Origin of the sequence: Herbaspirillum frisingense (assembly GCF_047325095.1) — a bacterium.
GTDB lineage: Bacteria > Pseudomonadota > Gammaproteobacteria > Burkholderiales > Burkholderiaceae_D > Herbaspirillum > Herbaspirillum frisingense.
In genome coordinates, this window is the sequence record NZ_CP168558.1 from 1,774,138 (window position 1) to 1,790,894 (window position 16,757).

Annotated in this window: 16 protein-coding genes; 13 read left to right on the plus strand and 3 right to left on the minus strand. The window is 62.4% G+C overall.

Annotated elements, in window-relative coordinates; genetic code table 11:
- Positions 1 to 29 precede the first annotated feature (29 nt).
- The 3 genes from ACEOAC_RS08160 to ACEOAC_RS08170 all read left to right on the plus strand — a co-directional run bounded on the left by ACEOAC_RS08160 (position 30) and on the right by ACEOAC_RS08170 (position 3,570).
- Positions 30 to 530 (plus strand): CvpA family protein, encoded by a 501-nt coding sequence (locus tag ACEOAC_RS08160; protein ID WP_241813229.1) that lies wholly within the window; start codon positions 30 to 32, stop codon positions 528 to 530.
- 95 nt (positions 531 to 625) lie between these two features.
- Complete coding sequence (purF, locus tag ACEOAC_RS08165) at positions 626 to 2,146, plus strand: amidophosphoribosyltransferase (protein ID WP_413445124.1); 1,521 nt, start codon at positions 626 to 628, stop codon at positions 2,144 to 2,146.
- A gap of 182 nt (positions 2,147 to 2,328) precedes the next feature.
- Positions 2,329 to 3,570, plus strand: coding sequence for a cystathionine gamma-synthase family protein (locus ACEOAC_RS08170; RefSeq protein ID WP_102663386.1), 1,242 nt, complete (start codon positions 2,329 to 2,331; stop codon positions 3,568 to 3,570).
- Between the two features lie 172 nt (positions 3,571 to 3,742).
- Here ACEOAC_RS08170 and ACEOAC_RS08175 read toward each other — a convergent pair whose 3' ends face one another.
- A complete protein-coding gene (locus tag ACEOAC_RS08175; protein WP_413445125.1) occupies positions 3,743 to 4,339 on the minus strand; it encodes a TIGR00730 family Rossman fold protein in 597 nt (198 codons plus the stop codon).
- A gap of 225 nt (positions 4,340 to 4,564) precedes the next feature.
- Between ACEOAC_RS08175 and ACEOAC_RS08180 the strand changes: the two genes are divergently transcribed.
- The 10 genes from ACEOAC_RS08180 to ACEOAC_RS08225 all read left to right on the plus strand — a co-directional run bounded on the left by ACEOAC_RS08180 (position 4,565) and on the right by ACEOAC_RS08225 (position 14,614).
- Complete coding sequence (locus ACEOAC_RS08180; RefSeq protein WP_006462707.1) at positions 4,565 to 5,581, plus strand: patatin-like phospholipase family protein; 1,017 nt, start codon at positions 4,565 to 4,567, stop codon at positions 5,579 to 5,581.
- Between the two features lie 106 nt (positions 5,582 to 5,687).
- A complete protein-coding gene (locus ACEOAC_RS08185) occupies positions 5,688 to 6,590 on the plus strand; it encodes an alpha/beta fold hydrolase (protein ID WP_413445126.1) in 903 nt (300 codons plus the stop codon).
- 103 nt (positions 6,591 to 6,693) lie between these two features.
- Positions 6,694 to 7,536: a 3',5'-nucleoside bisphosphate phosphatase gene (locus ACEOAC_RS08190; RefSeq protein ID WP_413628781.1), complete on the plus strand. Its 843-nt coding sequence runs from the start codon at positions 6,694 to 6,696 to the stop codon at positions 7,534 to 7,536.
- Positions 7,537 to 7,920: 384 nt separating this feature from the next.
- On the plus strand, positions 7,921 to 8,796 hold the full coding sequence (gene htpX, locus ACEOAC_RS08195) for a protease HtpX (RefSeq protein ID WP_006462704.1): 876 nt from the start codon (positions 7,921 to 7,923) through the stop codon (positions 8,794 to 8,796).
- A 98-nt stretch (positions 8,797 to 8,894) separates the two neighbouring features.
- Complete coding sequence (locus ACEOAC_RS08200) at positions 8,895 to 9,530, plus strand: L-threonylcarbamoyladenylate synthase (RefSeq protein WP_077236344.1); 636 nt, start codon at positions 8,895 to 8,897, stop codon at positions 9,528 to 9,530.
- An 80-nt stretch (positions 9,531 to 9,610) separates the two neighbouring features.
- On the plus strand, positions 9,611 to 10,273 hold the full coding sequence (locus ACEOAC_RS08205; RefSeq protein WP_006462702.1) for a site-2 protease family protein: 663 nt from the start codon (positions 9,611 to 9,613) through the stop codon (positions 10,271 to 10,273).
- A 60-nt stretch (positions 10,274 to 10,333) separates the two neighbouring features.
- Complete coding sequence (locus ACEOAC_RS08210; RefSeq protein WP_077236346.1) at positions 10,334 to 11,533, plus strand: tryptophan--tRNA ligase; 1,200 nt, start codon at positions 10,334 to 10,336, stop codon at positions 11,531 to 11,533.
- A gap of 155 nt (positions 11,534 to 11,688) precedes the next feature.
- The gene (gene dapA, locus ACEOAC_RS08215) at positions 11,689 to 12,567 is read left to right on the plus strand and encodes a 4-hydroxy-tetrahydrodipicolinate synthase (protein ID WP_006462700.1); all 879 of its coding nucleotides are present in this window, start codon (positions 11,689 to 11,691) and stop codon (positions 12,565 to 12,567) included.
- Positions 12,568 to 12,628: 61 nt separating this feature from the next.
- Entirely contained in the window at positions 12,629 to 13,810 is a 1,182-nt protein-coding gene (bamC, locus tag ACEOAC_RS08220) for an outer membrane protein assembly factor BamC (protein WP_039874893.1), read from the plus strand.
- Positions 13,811 to 13,828: 18 nt separating this feature from the next.
- Complete coding sequence (locus ACEOAC_RS08225) at positions 13,829 to 14,614, plus strand: MBL fold metallo-hydrolase (protein WP_006462698.1); 786 nt, start codon at positions 13,829 to 13,831, stop codon at positions 14,612 to 14,614.
- Between the two features lie 384 nt (positions 14,615 to 14,998).
- Here the strand turns inward: ACEOAC_RS08225 and ACEOAC_RS08230 are convergent, their stop codons facing one another.
- Both ACEOAC_RS08230 and ACEOAC_RS08235 read right to left on the minus strand, forming a co-directional pair.
- On the minus strand, positions 14,999 to 15,253 hold the full coding sequence (locus ACEOAC_RS08230) for a hypothetical protein (protein ID WP_413444594.1): 255 nt from the start codon (positions 15,251 to 15,253) through the stop codon (positions 14,999 to 15,001).
- A 329-nt stretch (positions 15,254 to 15,582) separates the two neighbouring features.
- Complete coding sequence (locus ACEOAC_RS08235) at positions 15,583 to 16,704, minus strand: JmjC domain-containing protein (protein WP_413444593.1); 1,122 nt, start codon at positions 16,702 to 16,704, stop codon at positions 15,583 to 15,585.
- Between the last annotated feature and the right edge of the window lie 53 nt (positions 16,705 to 16,757).

Genomic DNA, 16,757 nt, shown 5'->3' on the forward strand with positions numbered 1-16,757 from the left:
GCTGCAGATAGCCGCATATTGTTGTCATCGTGACGATATTTGACTACCTGGTGCTGCTGATCCTGGCGTGTTCCGTGATCATCGGCACCCTGCGCGGACTGGTGCGCGAGGTGTTGTCGCTGGCTGGCTGGATCGTGGCGCTGGTGGTGGCCAACATGTATGGCGAGGCGCTTTCGACGATGCTGCCGGACGTGGTGCCGGGCGAATTGACGCGACTCATCGTCGCCTTCGTGGCCTTGTTCATCGGGACGCGCCTGTTGATGGCGCTGGTGGCCAAGACATTGAGTGAGCTGGTCAAGGCCACGGGCCTGACCATGCTGGACAGGACATTGGGCAGTATTTTCGGCGTGGCGCGTGGCGTCCTGCTGGTGGTGGCGGTGGCATTGCTGTGCGGCACGACCTCGATTCCGCAACAGCCGTTCTGGAAAGAGGCCAGGTTCAGCCCCTGGGTTGAACAGGCTGCCCAGGCCGTGCTGCCCTACCTGCCGGAAAAACTGGCCGAGCATGTGAATTTTTCACCCCCTGTCTGATGCCGCTGCCGCGGGCAGATCCCGTGGCAGGGTGCATTGGTCGTCGGTTGCAGTCGTAGTTCATTTTCGTTTTCGTTCTTCGTTAGGAGTCCACCATGTGTGGCATCGTCGGTATCGTCTCTCATAGCCCCGTCAACCAGATGCTGTATGACGCGCTGCTGCTGCTGCAGCACCGCGGCCAGGATGCAGCGGGCATCGCAACCAACCACAGCAACGGTTTCTCGATGCACAAGGCCAATGGCCTGGTGCGCGACGTGTTCCGTACCCGCAACATGCGCTCGCTGCCTGGCAACACCGGCATCGGCCAGGTGCGTTACCCGACCGCTGGCAGCTCTTCCTCGGAAGAAGAGGCGCAACCGTTCTACGTCAATGCCCCCTTCGGCATCATCCTGGCGCACAACGGCAACCTGACCAATGCGGAACAGTTGAAGATCGAGATGTTCAAGAACGATCGCCGCCACATCAACACCGATTCCGATACCGAAGTGCTCCTGAACGTGCTGGCCCACGAAATCCAGCAGGCCACCACCGGCTACTCGCTGGACCCGGCCGCACTCTTCAAGGCCGTGGCCATGGTGCACAAGCGCGTGCGCGGCTCCTACGCCGTGGTGGCGCAGATCGCCGGTTATGGCCTCCTGGGTTTCCGCGATCCGTACGGCATCCGTCCGATGTGCCTGGGCTTCAACGAAAGCGACAAGGGCATCGAATACATGATGGCCAGCGAATCGGTGGCCCTGGAAGGCATGGGCTTCCGCTTCCTGCGCGACGTCAACCCGGGTGAAGCGATCTTCATCGACAACGACGGCAAGCTGTACAACCAGCAATGCGCCGAGAACCCGACGCTGAACCCCTGCGCCTTCGAATACGTCTACCTGGCGCGTCCGGACTCCATCATCGACGGCGCCTCGGTCTATGGTGCCCGCCTGAAGATGGGCGAGTTCCTGGCCGAGAAGATCCGCAAGCAGTTCAAGCACGGCGAGATCGATGTGGTCATGCCGATCCCCGATTCCTCGCGTCCGGCCGCCATGGAACTGGCACTGAAGCTGGGTATCGAGTACCGCGAAGGCTTCATCAAGAACCGCTACATCGGCCGTACCTTCATCATGCCGGGCCAGGCCCTGCGCAAGAAGTCGGTGCGCCAGAAGCTCAATGCCATCGGCAGCGAATTCAAGGGCAAGAACGTGCTGCTGGTGGATGACTCCATCGTGCGTGGCACCACCAGCCGCGAAATCGTGCAGATGGCGCGCGAGTCCGGCGCCAAGAACGTGATCTTCGCTTCGGCCGCGCCGCCGGTGAAGTTCCCCAACGTCTACGGTATCGACATGCCGACCCGCGACGAGCTGATCGCCTTCGGCCGCAGCGAAGAGGAAGTGTGCCGCGAGATCACCGCCGATGCCCTGGTCTACCAGGACGTGGAAGCCATGAAGCGCGCCATTGCCGACTCCAACCCGGCCCTGCGCAACTTCGAGGCATCCTGCTTCGACGGTCACTACATCACCGGCGACATCACCCAGGAATACCTGGACCGCATCGAATATGCCCGCAAGAATCCCAAGCCGGCACTGGAAGATGCAGTCCGTTCGCAGCTGAACCTGAACCTGGCCCGCGTGGATTGATCCGCGCCTGACCAGAGGCTGGAACAGCACGCCGGTGGCCGCTTCTGCGGCGCCGGCGTTTTTCTTTCATGCGCAGCCGGTGGGAAACTGGCTTATCATTTTGCCTTTGGCCCGTGCTTGCCGCTGCCGGCCATCCTACCCACCCTGCTCACCCTGCTCACCCTGTATTTCCGACTTCCGCGATGAACGATAAAAAGACCTACGGCTTCACCACCACCATCCTCCACAGCGACCGCCAGAAGGGTATCGAGCATGGCTCGCTGCACAAGCCCATCCACACTTCCGTGACCTTCGGCTATGAAGACGCGCGCCAGCTGGCCGAAGTCTTCCAGGGCAAGCAGCCGGGCTATCGCTACGGTCGCCAGGGCAACCCGACGGTGTCGGCGCTGGAAGAGAAGATCACCAAGATGGAAGACGGCAAGTCCACCATCTGCTTTGCCACCGGCATGGCCGCCATCGGCGCCATCGTCCAGGGTCTGCTGCGCGAGGGCGACCATGTGGTGTCCTCGGCTTTCCTGTTCGGCAATACCAATAGCCTGTGGATGACAGTCGGCGCGCAGGGCGCCAAGGTGTCCATGGTGGACGCCACCGATGTGAAGAATGTGGAAGCGGCCATCACGCCCAATACCCGCCTGGTGTTCGTCGAGACCATCGCCAATCCGCGCACCCAGGTGGCGGACCTGAAGCGCATCGGCGAGCTGTGCCGCGAGCGCGGCATCCTCTACGTGGTGGACAACACCATGACCTCGCCCTACCTGTTCCGTCCCAAGACGGTCGGCGCCGGCCTGGTGGTCAATTCGCTGACCAAGTCCATCGGCGGCCACGGCAATGCGCTGGGTGGCGCGCTGACCGATACCGGCGAATACGACTGGACCCGCTATCCGCACATCGCCGACAACTACAAGAAGAACCCGGCGCCGCAATGGGGCATGGCGCAGATCCGCGCCAAGGCGCTGCGCGACTTCGGCGCCACGCTGGGGCCGGAAGCGGCGCATCACATCGCCGTCGGTGCCGAGACCATGGCCCTGCGCCAGGAGCGCGAATGCAAGAATGCCCTGGCCGTGGCGCAGATGCTGGAAGCCGATGAGCGCGTGGCGGCCGTGTATTACCCGGGGCTGGAGTCGCATCCGCAGCATGCCTTGTCCAAGGCATTGTTCCGCTCCTTCGGCAGCCTGATGTCCTTCGAACTGAAGGACGGCATCGACTGCTTCGACTATCTCAACCGCATGCATCTGGCGGTGGCCGCCAGCAACCTGGGCGACACCCGCACCCTGGTGATCCCGGTGGCCCACACCATCTTCTACGAGATGGGTGCCGAGCGCCGTGCCAGCATGGGCATTGCCGAGTCGCTCATCCGCGTCTCGGTGGGCCTGGAAGATACCGAGGATCTGGTGGCCGACTTCCGTCAGGCACTGGAGGCCTGAGAGCCTAAAAGCCTGCTTAGGCCCCGATTTGGGCCAAAAGTGAAGAAATGAGAACGCCCGTCGCCTCGCAGGAGGGACGGGCGTTTTGCTTGCCGCAGGAATGTGAAGAAACGGAAATGAATCCTGCAAAACCTGCAGCCGCTCCAGGGCCGCAAGCGCGACCGGCCTTGGATTAAGGCACCAGATTGGCCACCGCTTCGCGATCGGCCCATTTGGTCTTGTAGGTCGGCTTGAAGCTCTGGAAGCGCTCGATCAACGTGGCCGGATTGGCTTCATGCATCATCAGCCCGGACTGGTCGGAACTGACGAAACGCTGCGACACCAGATGGTCGACGAAGGCGATCAGGTTGTTGTAGAAGCCTTCCACGTTGTACAGGCAGATCGGCTTGTAGTGGAAGCCCAGTTGCGCCCAGGTCAGCACCTCGAACAGTTCTTCCAGCGTCCCCATGCCGCCCGGCATGGCCACGAAACCGTCGGAAAGCTCGGCCATCATGGCCTTGCGCTCGTGCATGTCCTTGACGATGTGCAGACGGGTCAGGCCGTCGTGGCCCAGTTCCTTGTCCAGCAAGGCCTTGGGGATGACGCCGGTGGCTTCGCCCCCGAGTTTCATGACTTCGCTGGCGATGATGCCCATCAGGCCGACATTGCCGCCGCCATAGACCAGGGCGATGTTGTTCTTCACCATTTCCTGCGCCAGCTTGCGCGCCGCCTCGGCGTAGGCGGGCGATGCACCGGGGGAAGAGCCGCAATATACGCAAATCGATTTCATGTGTCCTCTGCAGTGTCCGTCGTGACGTCTTTACTTCGTTACAATGGCCGAGCCGTTTCCTGTGGGTGCCGGCATGTTGCTTTTGGTTGCCGATTTGTTTCCATCTGGCAGCCACTTTTCGGCAGCGCGGTATTCGTGTTATACCATGATAGTGCAGTGCAGCATAAGCTTATGTGGTGACCCGGGCATGACAGCCCGCAGGATGTGACCGAGGAAAAGGACATCATGTCGAACAAGATCGTCAGTCTGGCTCTGCAGGGTGGTGGCTCCCATGGCGCCTTCACCTGGGGCGTGCTGGACCGCCTGCTGGAAGATGGGCGGCTGGACATGGAAGGCATCAGTGGTGCCTCCGCCGGGGCCATGAATGCGGCGGTGCTGGCCCAGGGCTATGTACAGGATGGTCGCGATGGTGCGCGGGCCGCGCTGGAGCGCTTCTGGACCGCGTTGTCCACCGGTGCGCCGCTGGACTACCTCAATGCCGAGGGCGCGCCGGTGGTGGCCAATCCCACGCCCATGCCGGGCATGCAGGCCTTGCTGGCGATGACCCGCTTCTTCTCGCCCACGCAACTCAATCCCCTGGACATCAACCCGCTGCGCGACATCCTGCTGGAGCAGGTGGACTTCGAGCGGCTGCGCCGGCAGCGCGAGTTGAAGCTCTTCATCGCCGCCACCCAGGTCAGCACTGGCATCCTGAAGATCTTCCGCAATGCCGACCTGTCGGTGGAGGTGCTGCTGGCCTCGGCCTGCCTGCCCTCGCTGCACCGGCCCATCGAGATCGATGGTGAGGCCTATTGGGATGGTGGTCTCACTGCCAATCCCCCGATCTTCCCCTTGCTCCACGCTTGCGCCGCGCGCGATGTGATGGTGGTGCTGCTGCACCCGAGCCGCCGCGCCGGGACGCCCACCAGCAGTCATGACATCGGCCAGCGTCTTTCGGAAATCAGCTTCAGCTCGGCCTTCTTCACCGAACTGAGCGGGCTGGCCCTGGCCAAGCGCGAAGCCGAGAATTCCACCCTGGCCTTCGGTGCGCTGGAGCGGCGCCTGCGCCAGCTCAATATCCACATGATCGATGCCAACGAACTGATGGAGCAATTGACCAACCTGTCCAAGCTCAATACCCAGGCCAGCTTCATCGGCAGCCTGTTCCAGCAGGGGCGGGAGCGCGCCTCCGAGTGGCTGGAGCAGAACTTCGCCGAGATCGGCCACCGTTCCACCTTCGACCTGGGGCGCTTCCTGCCCTGAACCGCCGGATCAAGGGCCTTCGCGCACGATCGTTCACTTTTGTCTATACTTTGCTGCTTGATCTTTCGTAGTCCCGCCTTGCAGCACCGATAACAAAGAAAACGACATGCATCCGACCATCGCCAAGCACGCTTCACGCTCCGAATTCCTTACCGTACGCGGCCTGCGCTATCACATCCGTCACTGGGGCGACCCGCAGGCGCCCAAGATCTTCATGTTCCACGGCTGGATGGATATGTCGGCCTCGTTCCAGTTCATGGTCGACGCGCTGCAGCGCGAGTGGCACGTGATCGCGCCCGACTGGCGCGGCTTTGGCCTGAGCGCGCGCAGCCCGGCAGATGCCTACTGGTTCCCTGACTACCTGGCCGATCTGGAGGCCATCATCGACCACCATGCGCCCGGGGAAGCCATCAACCTGCTGGGCCACAGCATGGGCGGCAATGTGGTGACGCTCTATGCCGGCCTGCGCCCGGAGCGCATCGCCCGCCTGATCAACCTGGAAGGCCTGGGCCTGCCCACGGCCAAGCCTGAGCAGGCGCCGGGAAGGTTTGTGCAATGGCTGGACGAGATCAAGAACCCGCCGCTGCTGCGCGGCTATGACACGCTGGAAGAAGTGGCCACGCGCCTGCAGAAGAACAATGCGCGCCTGTCCGACGAGCGTGCCGCTTTCCTGGCGCAACACTGGGCGCAGCAGGATGGCAGCGGGCTGTGGCAGATCCTGGGCGATCCGGCGCACAAGCAGGTCAGCCCCATCCTGTATCGGGTGGACGAGATGATGGCCTGCTGGCGCCGCATTACCGCGCCGGTGCTATGGATCGAAGCGACCGACAGCGACATCGGCCGCTTCTTCGGCCCGGCCTCGCTCAAGCGCGAGGAAATCGACCGTCGCATCGCCTGCATCCCGCGCACCCAGGTCGAGATGATCGACCAGGCCGGCCACATGCTGCACCACGACCAGCCAGAGCGGCTGGCGCAACTGATCGAGACCTTCCTGGCACGGCCGGCCTGAGCGGGGCAGGGTGGAAGGGCGTAGAATGAAGGTATTCCAATCACCCCGCATTCCCTGATCGGCGGCAGCCACAAGCGACCGGCCCGAGTCATCGCGCATTCCTATGTCTGAGCTCAAGTTCGACCTGCATTGCCACTCCAACGTCTCCGACGGCCTGTTGCCGCCGGAAGAGGTGGCCGCGCGCGCCAAGGCCAACGGCGTGGGCGTGTGGGCGCTGACCGATCACGACGAAGTCGGTGGCGTGGCGCGTGCCCGCGCGGCGGCGCAGGCGCTGGGCCTGCAACATGTGGGCGGGGTGGAAATTTCAGTCACCTGGGCCGGGCAGACGGTGCACATCGTCGGCCTGCGCATCGACGAGACCAACCGCGCGCTGGTCGAGGGACTAGCCGCCACCCGCAACGGCCGCGAGCGCCCCGCTCGCGAGATCGCCCAGGCGCTGGACCAGTACGGCATCTGCGGCGCCTATGAAGGCGCGCTCAAGCATGTGGGCAACCCCGACCTGATCTCGCGCACCCACTTCGCCCGCTATCTGGTCGAGTGCGGCCAGTGTGGCGATACCAAGGAAGTGTTCGCCAACTACCTCACCGAAGGTAAGCCGGGCTACGTGCCGCACCGCTGGGCCACGCTGGAAGAGGCGGTGCGCTGGATACGCGGGGCCGGCGGGGTGGCAGTGATCGCCCATCCGGGCCGCTACAAGTACAGCCAGACCCAGTTCGGCGCGCTGTTCGATGAATTCAAGCAGTTCGGCGGCGCCGCCATCGAGGTCAATACCGGCAGCCATACTCCCGAGCAGTATCAGGAATACGCCCAGGTGGCGCGCAGCTACGGCTTCCTGGCGTCGATGGGCTCGGACTTCCATGGCCCCGGCGAGTCGCGTGTGGACCTGGGCGGCCTGCCGGCCTTGCCGACGGGCGTCAAGCCGGTGTGGCACGACTGGGGCCTGTAGGTCCGGGTTCCCCGTCGGGCCTGCAGGTTGGTAAAAACTGCGCCCATGGCCGAGCTTGCCCTTGATTTCCGGGGCTGGACTCCTATCTAGGGCCTGTTCACATTTAATCTGCGAGATGCGTTGGCGCCAGAAGGCGTGGTGGCAAGGCGCGCGTCAGGGCTGGTGGTGGTGCCACCAGCCCTGACGTGCAACGCCGCCAGCGCGCCTTCTGGCGCCAACCCTCCGGGAGAGGCCGCCAAGCGTCGCCTGCCGTTGTTGCAGCTCCTTGCCGTAGCACCACTACGGCGCGTCGCTGCGCCTAGGCAGTCAACGCTTGGCGACCTCTCGCACTCGTAGATTAAATGTGAACAGGCCCTCCCCACTTTCTCGATAGGAGTTTTCCCCATGAAACGCATCTTGTTGTTTATTGCGACCAATATCGCCGTGCTGGTCGTGATGAGCGTCATCTTGTCGCTGTTGGGCGTGGACCGCTTCCTGACCCGGTCCGGCCTGAACCTGCCGATGCTGCTGGTGTTCTCGCTGGTGGTCGGCTTCACGGGCTCCATCATTTCCTTGCTGATGAGCAAGAGCATGGCCAAGTGGTCCACCGGCGCCAGGGTGATCGAGACGCCCATGAACGGCACCGAGGCCTGGCTGCTGCAGACCGTCGGCAAGCTGGCCCAGCGCGCCGGGATCGGCATGCCGGAAGTGGCAGTCTATGACGGTGAGCCCAATGCCTTCGCCACTGGCGCGTTCAAGGACTCGGCCCTGGTGGCGGTGTCCACCGGGCTGCTGCAGGGCATGACGCAGGACGAGGTGGAAGCCGTGCTGGGCCACGAGGTGGCGCACATCGCCAATGGCGACATGGTCACCATGACGCTGATCCAGGGTGTGGTGAATACCTTCGTAGTGTTCCTGTCGCGCGTGGTGGGTTACTTCGTCGATTCGGCCCTGCGCCGCAACAACGACGAATCCGGTCCCGGCATCGGCTATACCGTGACGGTGCTGGTCTGCCAGATCGTCTTTGGCATCGGTGCTTCGATGATCGTGGCCTGGTTCTCGCGCCACCGCGAGTTCCGCGCCGACGCCGGTGCGGCCCGACTGCTGGGTACGCCGCAGCCGATGATCAATGCGTTGGCGCGGCTGGGCGGTTTCTCGCCCGAAGGCCTGCCGCAGAACATGGCGGCCCTGGGTATCAGCGACAAGCCCGGCTTCATGGAACTGTTCTCGACGCACCCGCCGCTGGAACAGCGTATCGCCGCCCTGCGCGGCCAGCGTTAAGCCCGGCAGGCAGCGACAACGGCGGTGGCGACACCGCCGTTGTGCTTTTTACGAATTGAAATCGATTTGGTATTGGAAATGGAAACGGAAACCGCATCATGAGCCAGTTTTTCGAGATTCACCCCGACAACCCGCAACTGCGCCTGATCAAGCAGGCGGCGCAGATCATCCACAAGGGCGGCCTGGTGGCCCTGCCGACCGACTCCTGCTACGCGCTGGTCTGCCAGCTCGACAACAAGGATGCGGTGGAGCGTGTACGTCGCATCCGCGGCGTGGACGACAAGCACCACCTGACCCTGCTGTGCCGCGACCTCTCCGAGATCGCCCAGTACGCCAAGGTCGACAACCGCCAGTACCGGCTGCTCAAGGCCGCCACGCCGGGTGCCTATACCTTCATCCTGGAAGCTACCAAGGAAGTGCCGCGCCGCCTGTCGCATCCCTCGCGCAAGACCATCGGCCTGCGCGTGCCGGAAAACCGCATCGCCCACATGCTGCTGGAAGAACTGGGCCAGCCGCTGCTGGGCACCACCCTGATCCTGCCGGACGAAGACCTGCCGCTGACCAGTGCCGACGATATCCGCAGCCATCTGGAAAAGCAGATCGACCTGGTCATCGACAGCGGCGCCTGCAGTCTGGAGCCGACTACCGTCATCGACCTCACCGACGATGAACAGCCGGTGCTGGTGCGCCAGGGCAGGGGAGATGCCGGCATCTTCGGTCTGCAAGCCGCCTGAGCCAGCGATTTCTTGCTTCAACAGCCCGCCGGGCTTGAATTCCCAAGCGCCATGTTGCCCCTCTGATAAAATCCCCGCCCATGAACGATCTCATCCAGACTGTCGCGGTCTACGCGCTGCCCGTGCTCTTCGCCATCACCCTGCACGAGGCGGCGCATGCCTATGCCGCCAAGTTCTTCGGCGACAATACCGCCTATTCCATGGGGCGCATGAGCCTGAACCCGCTCAAGCACATCGATCCCTTCGGCACCATCCTCATTCCCATCCTGCTGTACTTCGCCACCAGTGGTGCCTTCCTGTTCGGCTATGCCAAGCCGGTGCCGATCAACTTCGGCCACCTGCGCAAGCCCAAGCGCGACATGGCCTGGGTCTCGCTGGCCGGTCCGGCTGCCAATTTCCTCATGGCACTGCTGTGGATGATTGCCATCTACGCCCTGGCGCTGGGGGGCGTGCAAGAAGAATTCTTCACCCTCATGGCCAAGGCCGGTGTATTGACCAACCTGGTGATGTTCGCCTTCAACCTGTTCCCGATCCCGCCGCTGGATGGCGGTCGTATCCTCACCAGCCTGTTGCCCAACAAGTACGCCTATAAATTCGCCCAGATCGAGCCCTATGGCTTCTTCATCGTCATGGCGCTGGTGCTGCTCAAGGTGATCTATACCTGGTGGATGGCACCGGTGATGTACGGCGCCGGTCTGGTACTGCAGTTGATTACCTATCCGATCACCTTGCTGTTCCACTGACTGAAGCGGCCAACGTGATGATCCGCATGATTTCCCCTCCTTACCACCTAGCCTACTGCCATGTATCCTGATCGCGTCGTCTCCGGCATGCGCCCCACCGGCGCGCTGCACCTGGGCCACTATCATGGCGCCCTGAAGAACTGGGTCAAGCTGCAATCCGAATTGCCCTGCCTGTTCTTCGTGGCCGACTGGCATGCACTGACCACCCATTACGACGATCCCTCGGTGATCGAGACCAGCACCTGGGAGATGGTCATCGACTGGCTGGCGGCCGGTGTCGATCCGGCCCAGGCGACGCTGTTCATCCAGTCGCGCGTGCCGGAACATGCGGAGCTGCACCTGCTGCTGTCCATGGCCACCCCGCTGGGCTGGCTGGAGCGCGTGCCCACCTACAAGGACCAGCAGGAGAAGCTGGCCGACCGCGACCTGGCGACCTATGGTTTCCTCGGCTATCCGCTGCTGCAGGCGGCCGACGTGCTGATCTACCGCGCCAGCCAGGTGCCGGTGGGCGAGGACCAGGTGCCGCACATCGAGATCATGCGCGAGATCGCGCGCCGCTTTAACCATCTGTACGGCAAGGAAAAGGGATTCGAGGAAAAGGCCCTGGCCGCGACCCGCAAACTGGGCAGCAAGCGCGCCAGGCTGTACCTGGAGCTGCGTACGCAATTCCAGGAAAAGGGCGACGACGAGGCGCTGGAGCAGGCCAAGGCCATGCTGGACGATGCGCAGAACCTGTCGATGATCGATCGTGAACGTCTGTTCGGCTATCTCGAAGGCAGCCGCAAACTGATCCTGACCGAGCCGCAGGCCATGCTGACCGAGGCCTCGCGCCTGCCGGGTCTGGATGGCGCCAAGATGTCCAAGAGCTATGGCAATGCCATCGCCCTGCGTGAAGACAAGGAGTCGGTCACCAAGAAGGTCAAGACCATGCCGACCGACCCGCAGCGGGTGCGCCGCAGCGACCCGGGCGATCCGGAGAAATGCCCGGTATGGCAATTCCACCAGGTCTATTCCCCGGCGGAAGTGAAGGATTGGGCGGCCAAGGGTTGCCGGTCGGCCGGCATTGGTTGCCTGGAATGCAAGCAACCGGTGATCGATGCCATCCTGCAGGAGCAGCAACCGATGCTGGAGCGCGCGCAGCCTTATCTGGACGACCCCTCGCTGGTGCGCGCCATCGTTGCCGATGGCTGCGAAAAGGCCCGCAAGCTGGCCCAGGACACCATGCGTGACGTACGCGAGGCGATGGGGCTGGGCTATTGAGCTCCGGCAAGTCCGACCGGTGAGGGCGAAAACCTGCGTTCTTCCCGTATTTTTACGCCGGCCTTCATCTGAAGCACCGGCAAAATTGACCTGTTGAGGCGTCTATCCGCTACAATCAGGCCTTTATTTTGACCATTACCTAAAGCACGCACACCATGATCAAGGGTAGCATTGTTGCAATCGTCACTCCCATGCATCCGGACGGCAGCCTCGATTACGATGGCCTGCGCAAGCTGATCGACTGGCATATCGCCGAGGGAACTGACAGCATCGTCATCGTCGGTACCACCGGCGAATCGCCCACCGTCTCGATGGAAGAGCACTGCGAACTGATCAAGGTCGCGGTCGAGCACACGGCCAAGCGCATTCCCATCATCGCCGGCACCGGTGGCAATTCCACCGCCGAAGCGATCGAACTGACCGCCTTCGCCAAGAAGGTCGGTGCCGATGCCTCGCTGCAGGTGGTGCCGTACTACAACCGTCCGACCCAGGAAGGCATGTACCTGCACTTCAAGACCATCGCCGAAGCGGTGGATCTGCCGGTGATCCTGTACAACGTGCCCGGCCGTACTGTCGCCGACATGAGCAACGAGACCATCCTGCGCCTGGCACAGGTCAAGGGCATCGTCGGCGTGAAGGATGCCACCGGCAACATCGCCCGCGGCACCGACCTGATCCGCCTGGCGCCCAAGAGCTTCGCGGTCTACTCGGGCGACGACGCCACCGCCATCGCGCTGATGCTGTACGGCGGCGCCGGCAACATCTCGGTCACCGCCAACGTCGCCCCGCGCGACATGCACGAACTGTGCGTGGCCGCCATGAGCGGCAACATCGCCCGTGCCGTGGAACTGAACAACAAGCTGCTGCCCCTGCACAACAAGCTCTTCGTCGAACCCAATCCGGTGCCGCTGAAGTGGGCCATGCAGGAAATGGGCCTCATTCCCTCCGGCATGCGTCTGCCGCTGGCGCCGCTGGGAGCGGCTTACCACGACACCGTGCGCGCGGCCCTGCGCGAGTCCGGTGTATTAAAATAATCGGCTTGGCCGCTTTGGCGCAGGTCTCCTGAAATCCGATTCCGCTTTCAATAGTAACGATATGACTAATAGCAAGAACGTTCGTCCGGTATCCCGCTCCGCGTACACAATTACCCAACGCAGTATCGTCATCGCACTGGCGCTGGCCGGACTGGCAGGATGTTCCTCCATCGGCAACATGCTCGAAGGGGACCGTATCGATTACAAGAGCGCGGAAAAGGCCCGTGGCCCGCGTCTGGAAGTGCCGCCCGACCTGACCCAGCTGCAGCGCGACAACCGTTATTCCATCCCCGAGGCCAACAAGGGCGTGGCGACCGCATCCGGCTACCAGCTGGAGCAGCAGAACAAGCCGACCACCGAAGTCACCTCCGTGGCACCGACTGCCAAGGGCGACGAAATCCGCATCGAACGCGACGGTTCGCAGCGCTGGCTGGTGGTCAAGCAGAGCCCGGAACAGCTGTGGTCGCAGATCAAGGACTTCTGGCAGGACAACGGTTTCCTGATCAACGTCGAATCGCCCGATACCGGCGTCATGGAAACCGACTGGGCCGAGAACCGCGCCAAGATTCCCCAGGACTTCATCCGCAACACGCTGGGCAAGGTGTTCGATTCGCTGTATTCCACCGGCGAGCGTGACAAGTTCCGCACCCGCCTGGAACGCGGCCCCAACGGCACCACCGAGATCTTCATCAGCCATCGCGGTGCCGAGGAAGTGCTGACCGGTTCGGCCAAGGAAACCTCGGTGTGGACCGCACGTCCCTCAGATCCGGGCCTGGAAGCCGAATTCCTGTCGCGCCTGATGGTGCGCCTGGGTGCTGAAGAGACCAAGGCCAAGGCCGCCGTGGCCAATGCTCCGTCGCTGCAGGCACGTTCGCGTCTGCAGAAGGGTGTGGCGGGCACCAGCGTGCAAGTCGATGAAGGCTTCGACCGCGCATGGCGCCGCGTCGGCCTGGCGCTGGATCGCGTCGGCTTCACCGTGGAAGACCGCGATCGCAGCCAGGGCATCTATTTTGTCCGTTACGTCGACCAGAACCAGGACGCCAAGGACAAGAAGGATGACGGTTTCTTCTCGCGCATCTTCAGCTCCAAGGACAAGGACAAGAAGGCCGCCAAGTACCGCATCGTGGTCAAGGGCGCCGGTTCCGACAGCAGCAATATCACCGTCCAGAACGGCGAGGGTGGTCCGGATACCTCGGGTATTTCCGACAAGATCCTGGGCCTGCTCAACGAGCAACTGAAGTAATCAGGACCCGGGGCTCAGATGAAGTTCGCGAGCCTCGGTAGCGGCAGCGAAGGCAATGCGCTGCTGATCTCGGCCGCAGCCGGCGACCAGCGTCCCTCCTCGGGGACCACGGTCATGCTGGACTGCGGCTTTACTTTGCGCGAAGCCGAAAAGCGTATCCTGCGCCTGGGGCTGGACCCCTCCGACGTCGCCGCCATCGTCGTCACGCACGAGCACTCGGATCACGTCAGTGGCGTGTTCAAGTTCGCGCGACGCTATCGCATTCCGGTCTGGCTCAGTTATGGTACCTGGCAGGCGGTGGCCGAGCAGGCTGCCGATGTCGATGTGCGCTTCTGTGCCGATGGTCAGAAGATTGCCATCGGCGATCTTGAATTGTCCCCCTATACCGTTCCGCATGATGCCCGGGAGCCCATCCAGTATGTGGCCGGCGACGGTGACCGGCGCCTGGGCGTATTGACCGATGCCGGTCAGCCGACCGCGCACCTGGTGCAGGCGCTGGGCGCTTGCGATTCGCTGCTGCTGGAATGCAATCACGACCGCGAGATGCTGGATCGCTCGCCCTATCCCGCCTTCCTCAAGCGCCGCATCGGCGGCGACTACGGCCACCTGGCCAATGACGCCAGTGCCGACATCCTGCGCCTGCTCGACAAGAGCCGGCTCAAGCGCGTCATCGGCGCGCATCTCAGTCAGCAGAACAACACGCCGGAACTGGCGCGCGCGGCGATCGAAAGCGTCCTCGGGCCGACCTTCGGTGGCATCGGCATCGCCTGCCAGGCAGAAGGCTTCGCCTGGCTGGACGTCTGATCAAACGCGAGCCGGTCAGCGTTCTGTCAGATCTTCCTGCGGCGCGGCAGAAACAATTTGTTTCTCTTTCCTGCGGCCTGCGGCTCATTTGCTGCGCATTCATTCCTTGTTGGTCGCATTGACGCGCATGTCCATCGGGCGACAGCAAGAGATTGCCAAGGCCTGCTGGATACGCTGTCAGTGCTTTGTCAGTCCGATGGGGCAATCAGCGTGCTGCAATGGCTTGTAGCGCGTTCTGATGCGTTCTGGAGGGATTGGCGAGGGGGGGGCAGGAGGACAGATGTCCGCCGCCTGAACTGGCCTGGACGTGTCGAAGAGTGCGGGGAAAATCTGGACGAAAAAAAACCGGTCTTGCGACCGGTTTTTCTGACAATAATCCGAAGATTACTTGGCAGGAGCGGCTTCAGCCGGCTTTGCGTCAGCGGCCGGAGCAGCGTCAGCAGGCTTGGCAGCGTCAGCAGCCGGAGCAGCGGCGTCAGCAGCAGGAGCGGCATCAGCCGGCTTTGCGTCAGCAGCAGGAGCTGCAGCGGCAGGAGCTTCAGCAGCGGGAGCAGCAGCAGGTGCAGGAGCTTCTTCCTTCTTGCCGCAAGCAGCCAGGGCAACAGCCAACAACGAAGCGATCAACAGAGTCTTTTTCATGAATATTCCTTCAATATTTAAAAATTGTGCGATGAATAATTACCGGTAATTATCGCTCTACTGGGAGGCTTTCGCCGCAGGCTAAGACCTTGCGGTCGGGCTTCGGTTCTTGCTTCTTTTTACTGCCGAAACATCTCCGGACAACGAAAACTTCTCAGCCCATCATTATAGCTATTTTTTTCCGAAATCACACCGGCGCCTATCTTTTTCGTAAGAATTTGTAAGTTCTTACATCTAAAACCATGCGCCCGGAAGGCCTTTGCTGGAGCCGGTTCCAGAGATTTCCTAAAGTGATTTCGAGGTCGCTTCCACTTAAAGTTGAAGCATTCTCAAACAAATTCGATCCAGCCACTTTCATACCACTGGTGGAACGCTTCCAGCAGGTCTTCCGAGGCCAGCGCGAGATCGGTTTTTTCGAGTGCGCGGGAGTCCGCCAGACGAGCAAGAATGGTCTTGTCCTGACGTCCGACCTGGAAGGACTCGCCATTGATGAACACGTGCGAGCCGCGATACAGCATGCGGGTCTTGCGATGCAATACCAGGCCACGTTTCTTGGCCCCCTGGAAAAAGCGAGCAAAGGAGATTTCCTCGCCGCGTGGCTCGAAGAAAACGCTGGGTTTCGGCTCCGACAGATGTTCGCCCAGGAAGATGGTGATGTCGTCGTCGGTGAAGCGGATCTTGTTGAGTTCGTCGCGGATGAGCGTGATCATGTCCGCCTGCAATTCGGCCGGGCGGGCGCTGGTCTTGAGGTCCGGATCGGCATAGCGGCCGGGCAGATCGATGGTATCCATCATGAATTCCAGGAAGGATTCGCCCAGTTCCTGGTAGGCCGGTGCGCGGAAACCCACCGAATAGGTCATGCATTCACCCACGGCCACGCCGTCATGGGCGTAATGCGGCGGCAGATAGAGCATGTCGCCGGGTTCCAGGATGAATTCTTCTTCCGGCTGAAAATGGCTCAGGATCTTCAGTGGCACGCCTTCTTCCAGCGTCAGGTCATCCTGGGCGCTGATGCGCCAGCGGCGCTGGCCATGGGCCTGCAGCAGGAATACGTCGTAGGAATCGAAGTGCGGACCGACACCGCCGCCGTCGGTGGCGTAGCTGATCATCAGGTCATCCAGGCGCGCATCGGGTACGAAGCGGAACTGGCGCAGCAAGGCATCGGCCGCGGGGTGATGCAGGTTCACGCCCTGTACCAGCAGGGTCCAGGCCTTTTGCTTCAAGGGCGGGAGCTTGTTGAACGGGCCGTGCTGCATGTCCCAGCCATCTTCGCGATGGGTGATCAGGCGCGACTCGACGTCCTCGTGCCGGGCCAGGTCGAACAGTTCCTGGCGCGGCAGGGGCGCGGAAAAACCGGGAATGGCATTGCGGATCAGCAGTGGCTTCTTGTGCCAGTAGTCACGCAGGAATTGGGCGGGCGTGATGCCGCCGAGCAGATCGAGTTTTTTCATGCCCGCCATTATAGGCGTCGGGGCGCGGCCGTACGGCATCGGCGGTGGTGAAG

Excerpts from the sequence above, each read along its gene's own strand:
- purF (WP_413445124.1), top strand. The coding sequence starts at position 626 with ATGTGTGGCATCGTCGGTATCGTCTCTCATAGCCCCGTCAACCAGATG.
- ACEOAC_RS08170 (WP_102663386.1), top strand. The coding sequence starts at position 2,329 with ATGAACGATAAAAAGACCTACGGCTTCACCACCACCATCCTCCACAGC.
- ACEOAC_RS08175 (WP_413445125.1), bottom strand. The coding sequence starts at position 4,339 with ATGAAATCGATTTGCGTATATTGCGGCTCTTCCCCCGGTGCATCGCCC.
- ACEOAC_RS08180 (WP_006462707.1), top strand. The coding sequence starts at position 4,565 with ATGTCGAACAAGATCGTCAGTCTGGCTCTGCAGGGTGGTGGCTCCCAT.
- ACEOAC_RS08185 (WP_413445126.1), top strand. The coding sequence starts at position 5,688 with ATGCATCCGACCATCGCCAAGCACGCTTCACGCTCCGAATTCCTTACC.
- ACEOAC_RS08190 (WP_413628781.1), top strand. The coding sequence starts at position 6,694 with ATGTCTGAGCTCAAGTTCGACCTGCATTGCCACTCCAACGTCTCCGAC.
- htpX (WP_006462704.1), top strand. The coding sequence starts at position 7,921 with ATGAAACGCATCTTGTTGTTTATTGCGACCAATATCGCCGTGCTGGTC.
- ACEOAC_RS08200 (WP_077236344.1), top strand. The coding sequence starts at position 8,895 with ATGAGCCAGTTTTTCGAGATTCACCCCGACAACCCGCAACTGCGCCTG.
- ACEOAC_RS08205 (WP_006462702.1), top strand. The coding sequence starts at position 9,611 with ATGAACGATCTCATCCAGACTGTCGCGGTCTACGCGCTGCCCGTGCTC.
- ACEOAC_RS08210 (WP_077236346.1), top strand. The coding sequence starts at position 10,334 with ATGTATCCTGATCGCGTCGTCTCCGGCATGCGCCCCACCGGCGCGCTG.
- dapA (WP_006462700.1), top strand. The coding sequence starts at position 11,689 with ATGATCAAGGGTAGCATTGTTGCAATCGTCACTCCCATGCATCCGGAC.
- bamC (WP_039874893.1), top strand. The coding sequence starts at position 12,629 with ATGACTAATAGCAAGAACGTTCGTCCGGTATCCCGCTCCGCGTACACA.
- ACEOAC_RS08225 (WP_006462698.1), top strand. The coding sequence starts at position 13,829 with ATGAAGTTCGCGAGCCTCGGTAGCGGCAGCGAAGGCAATGCGCTGCTG.
- ACEOAC_RS08230 (WP_413444594.1), bottom strand. The coding sequence starts at position 15,253 with ATGAAAAAGACTCTGTTGATCGCTTCGTTGTTGGCTGTTGCCCTGGCT.
- ACEOAC_RS08235 (WP_413444593.1), bottom strand. The coding sequence starts at position 16,704 with ATGAAAAAACTCGATCTGCTCGGCGGCATCACGCCCGCCCAATTCCTG.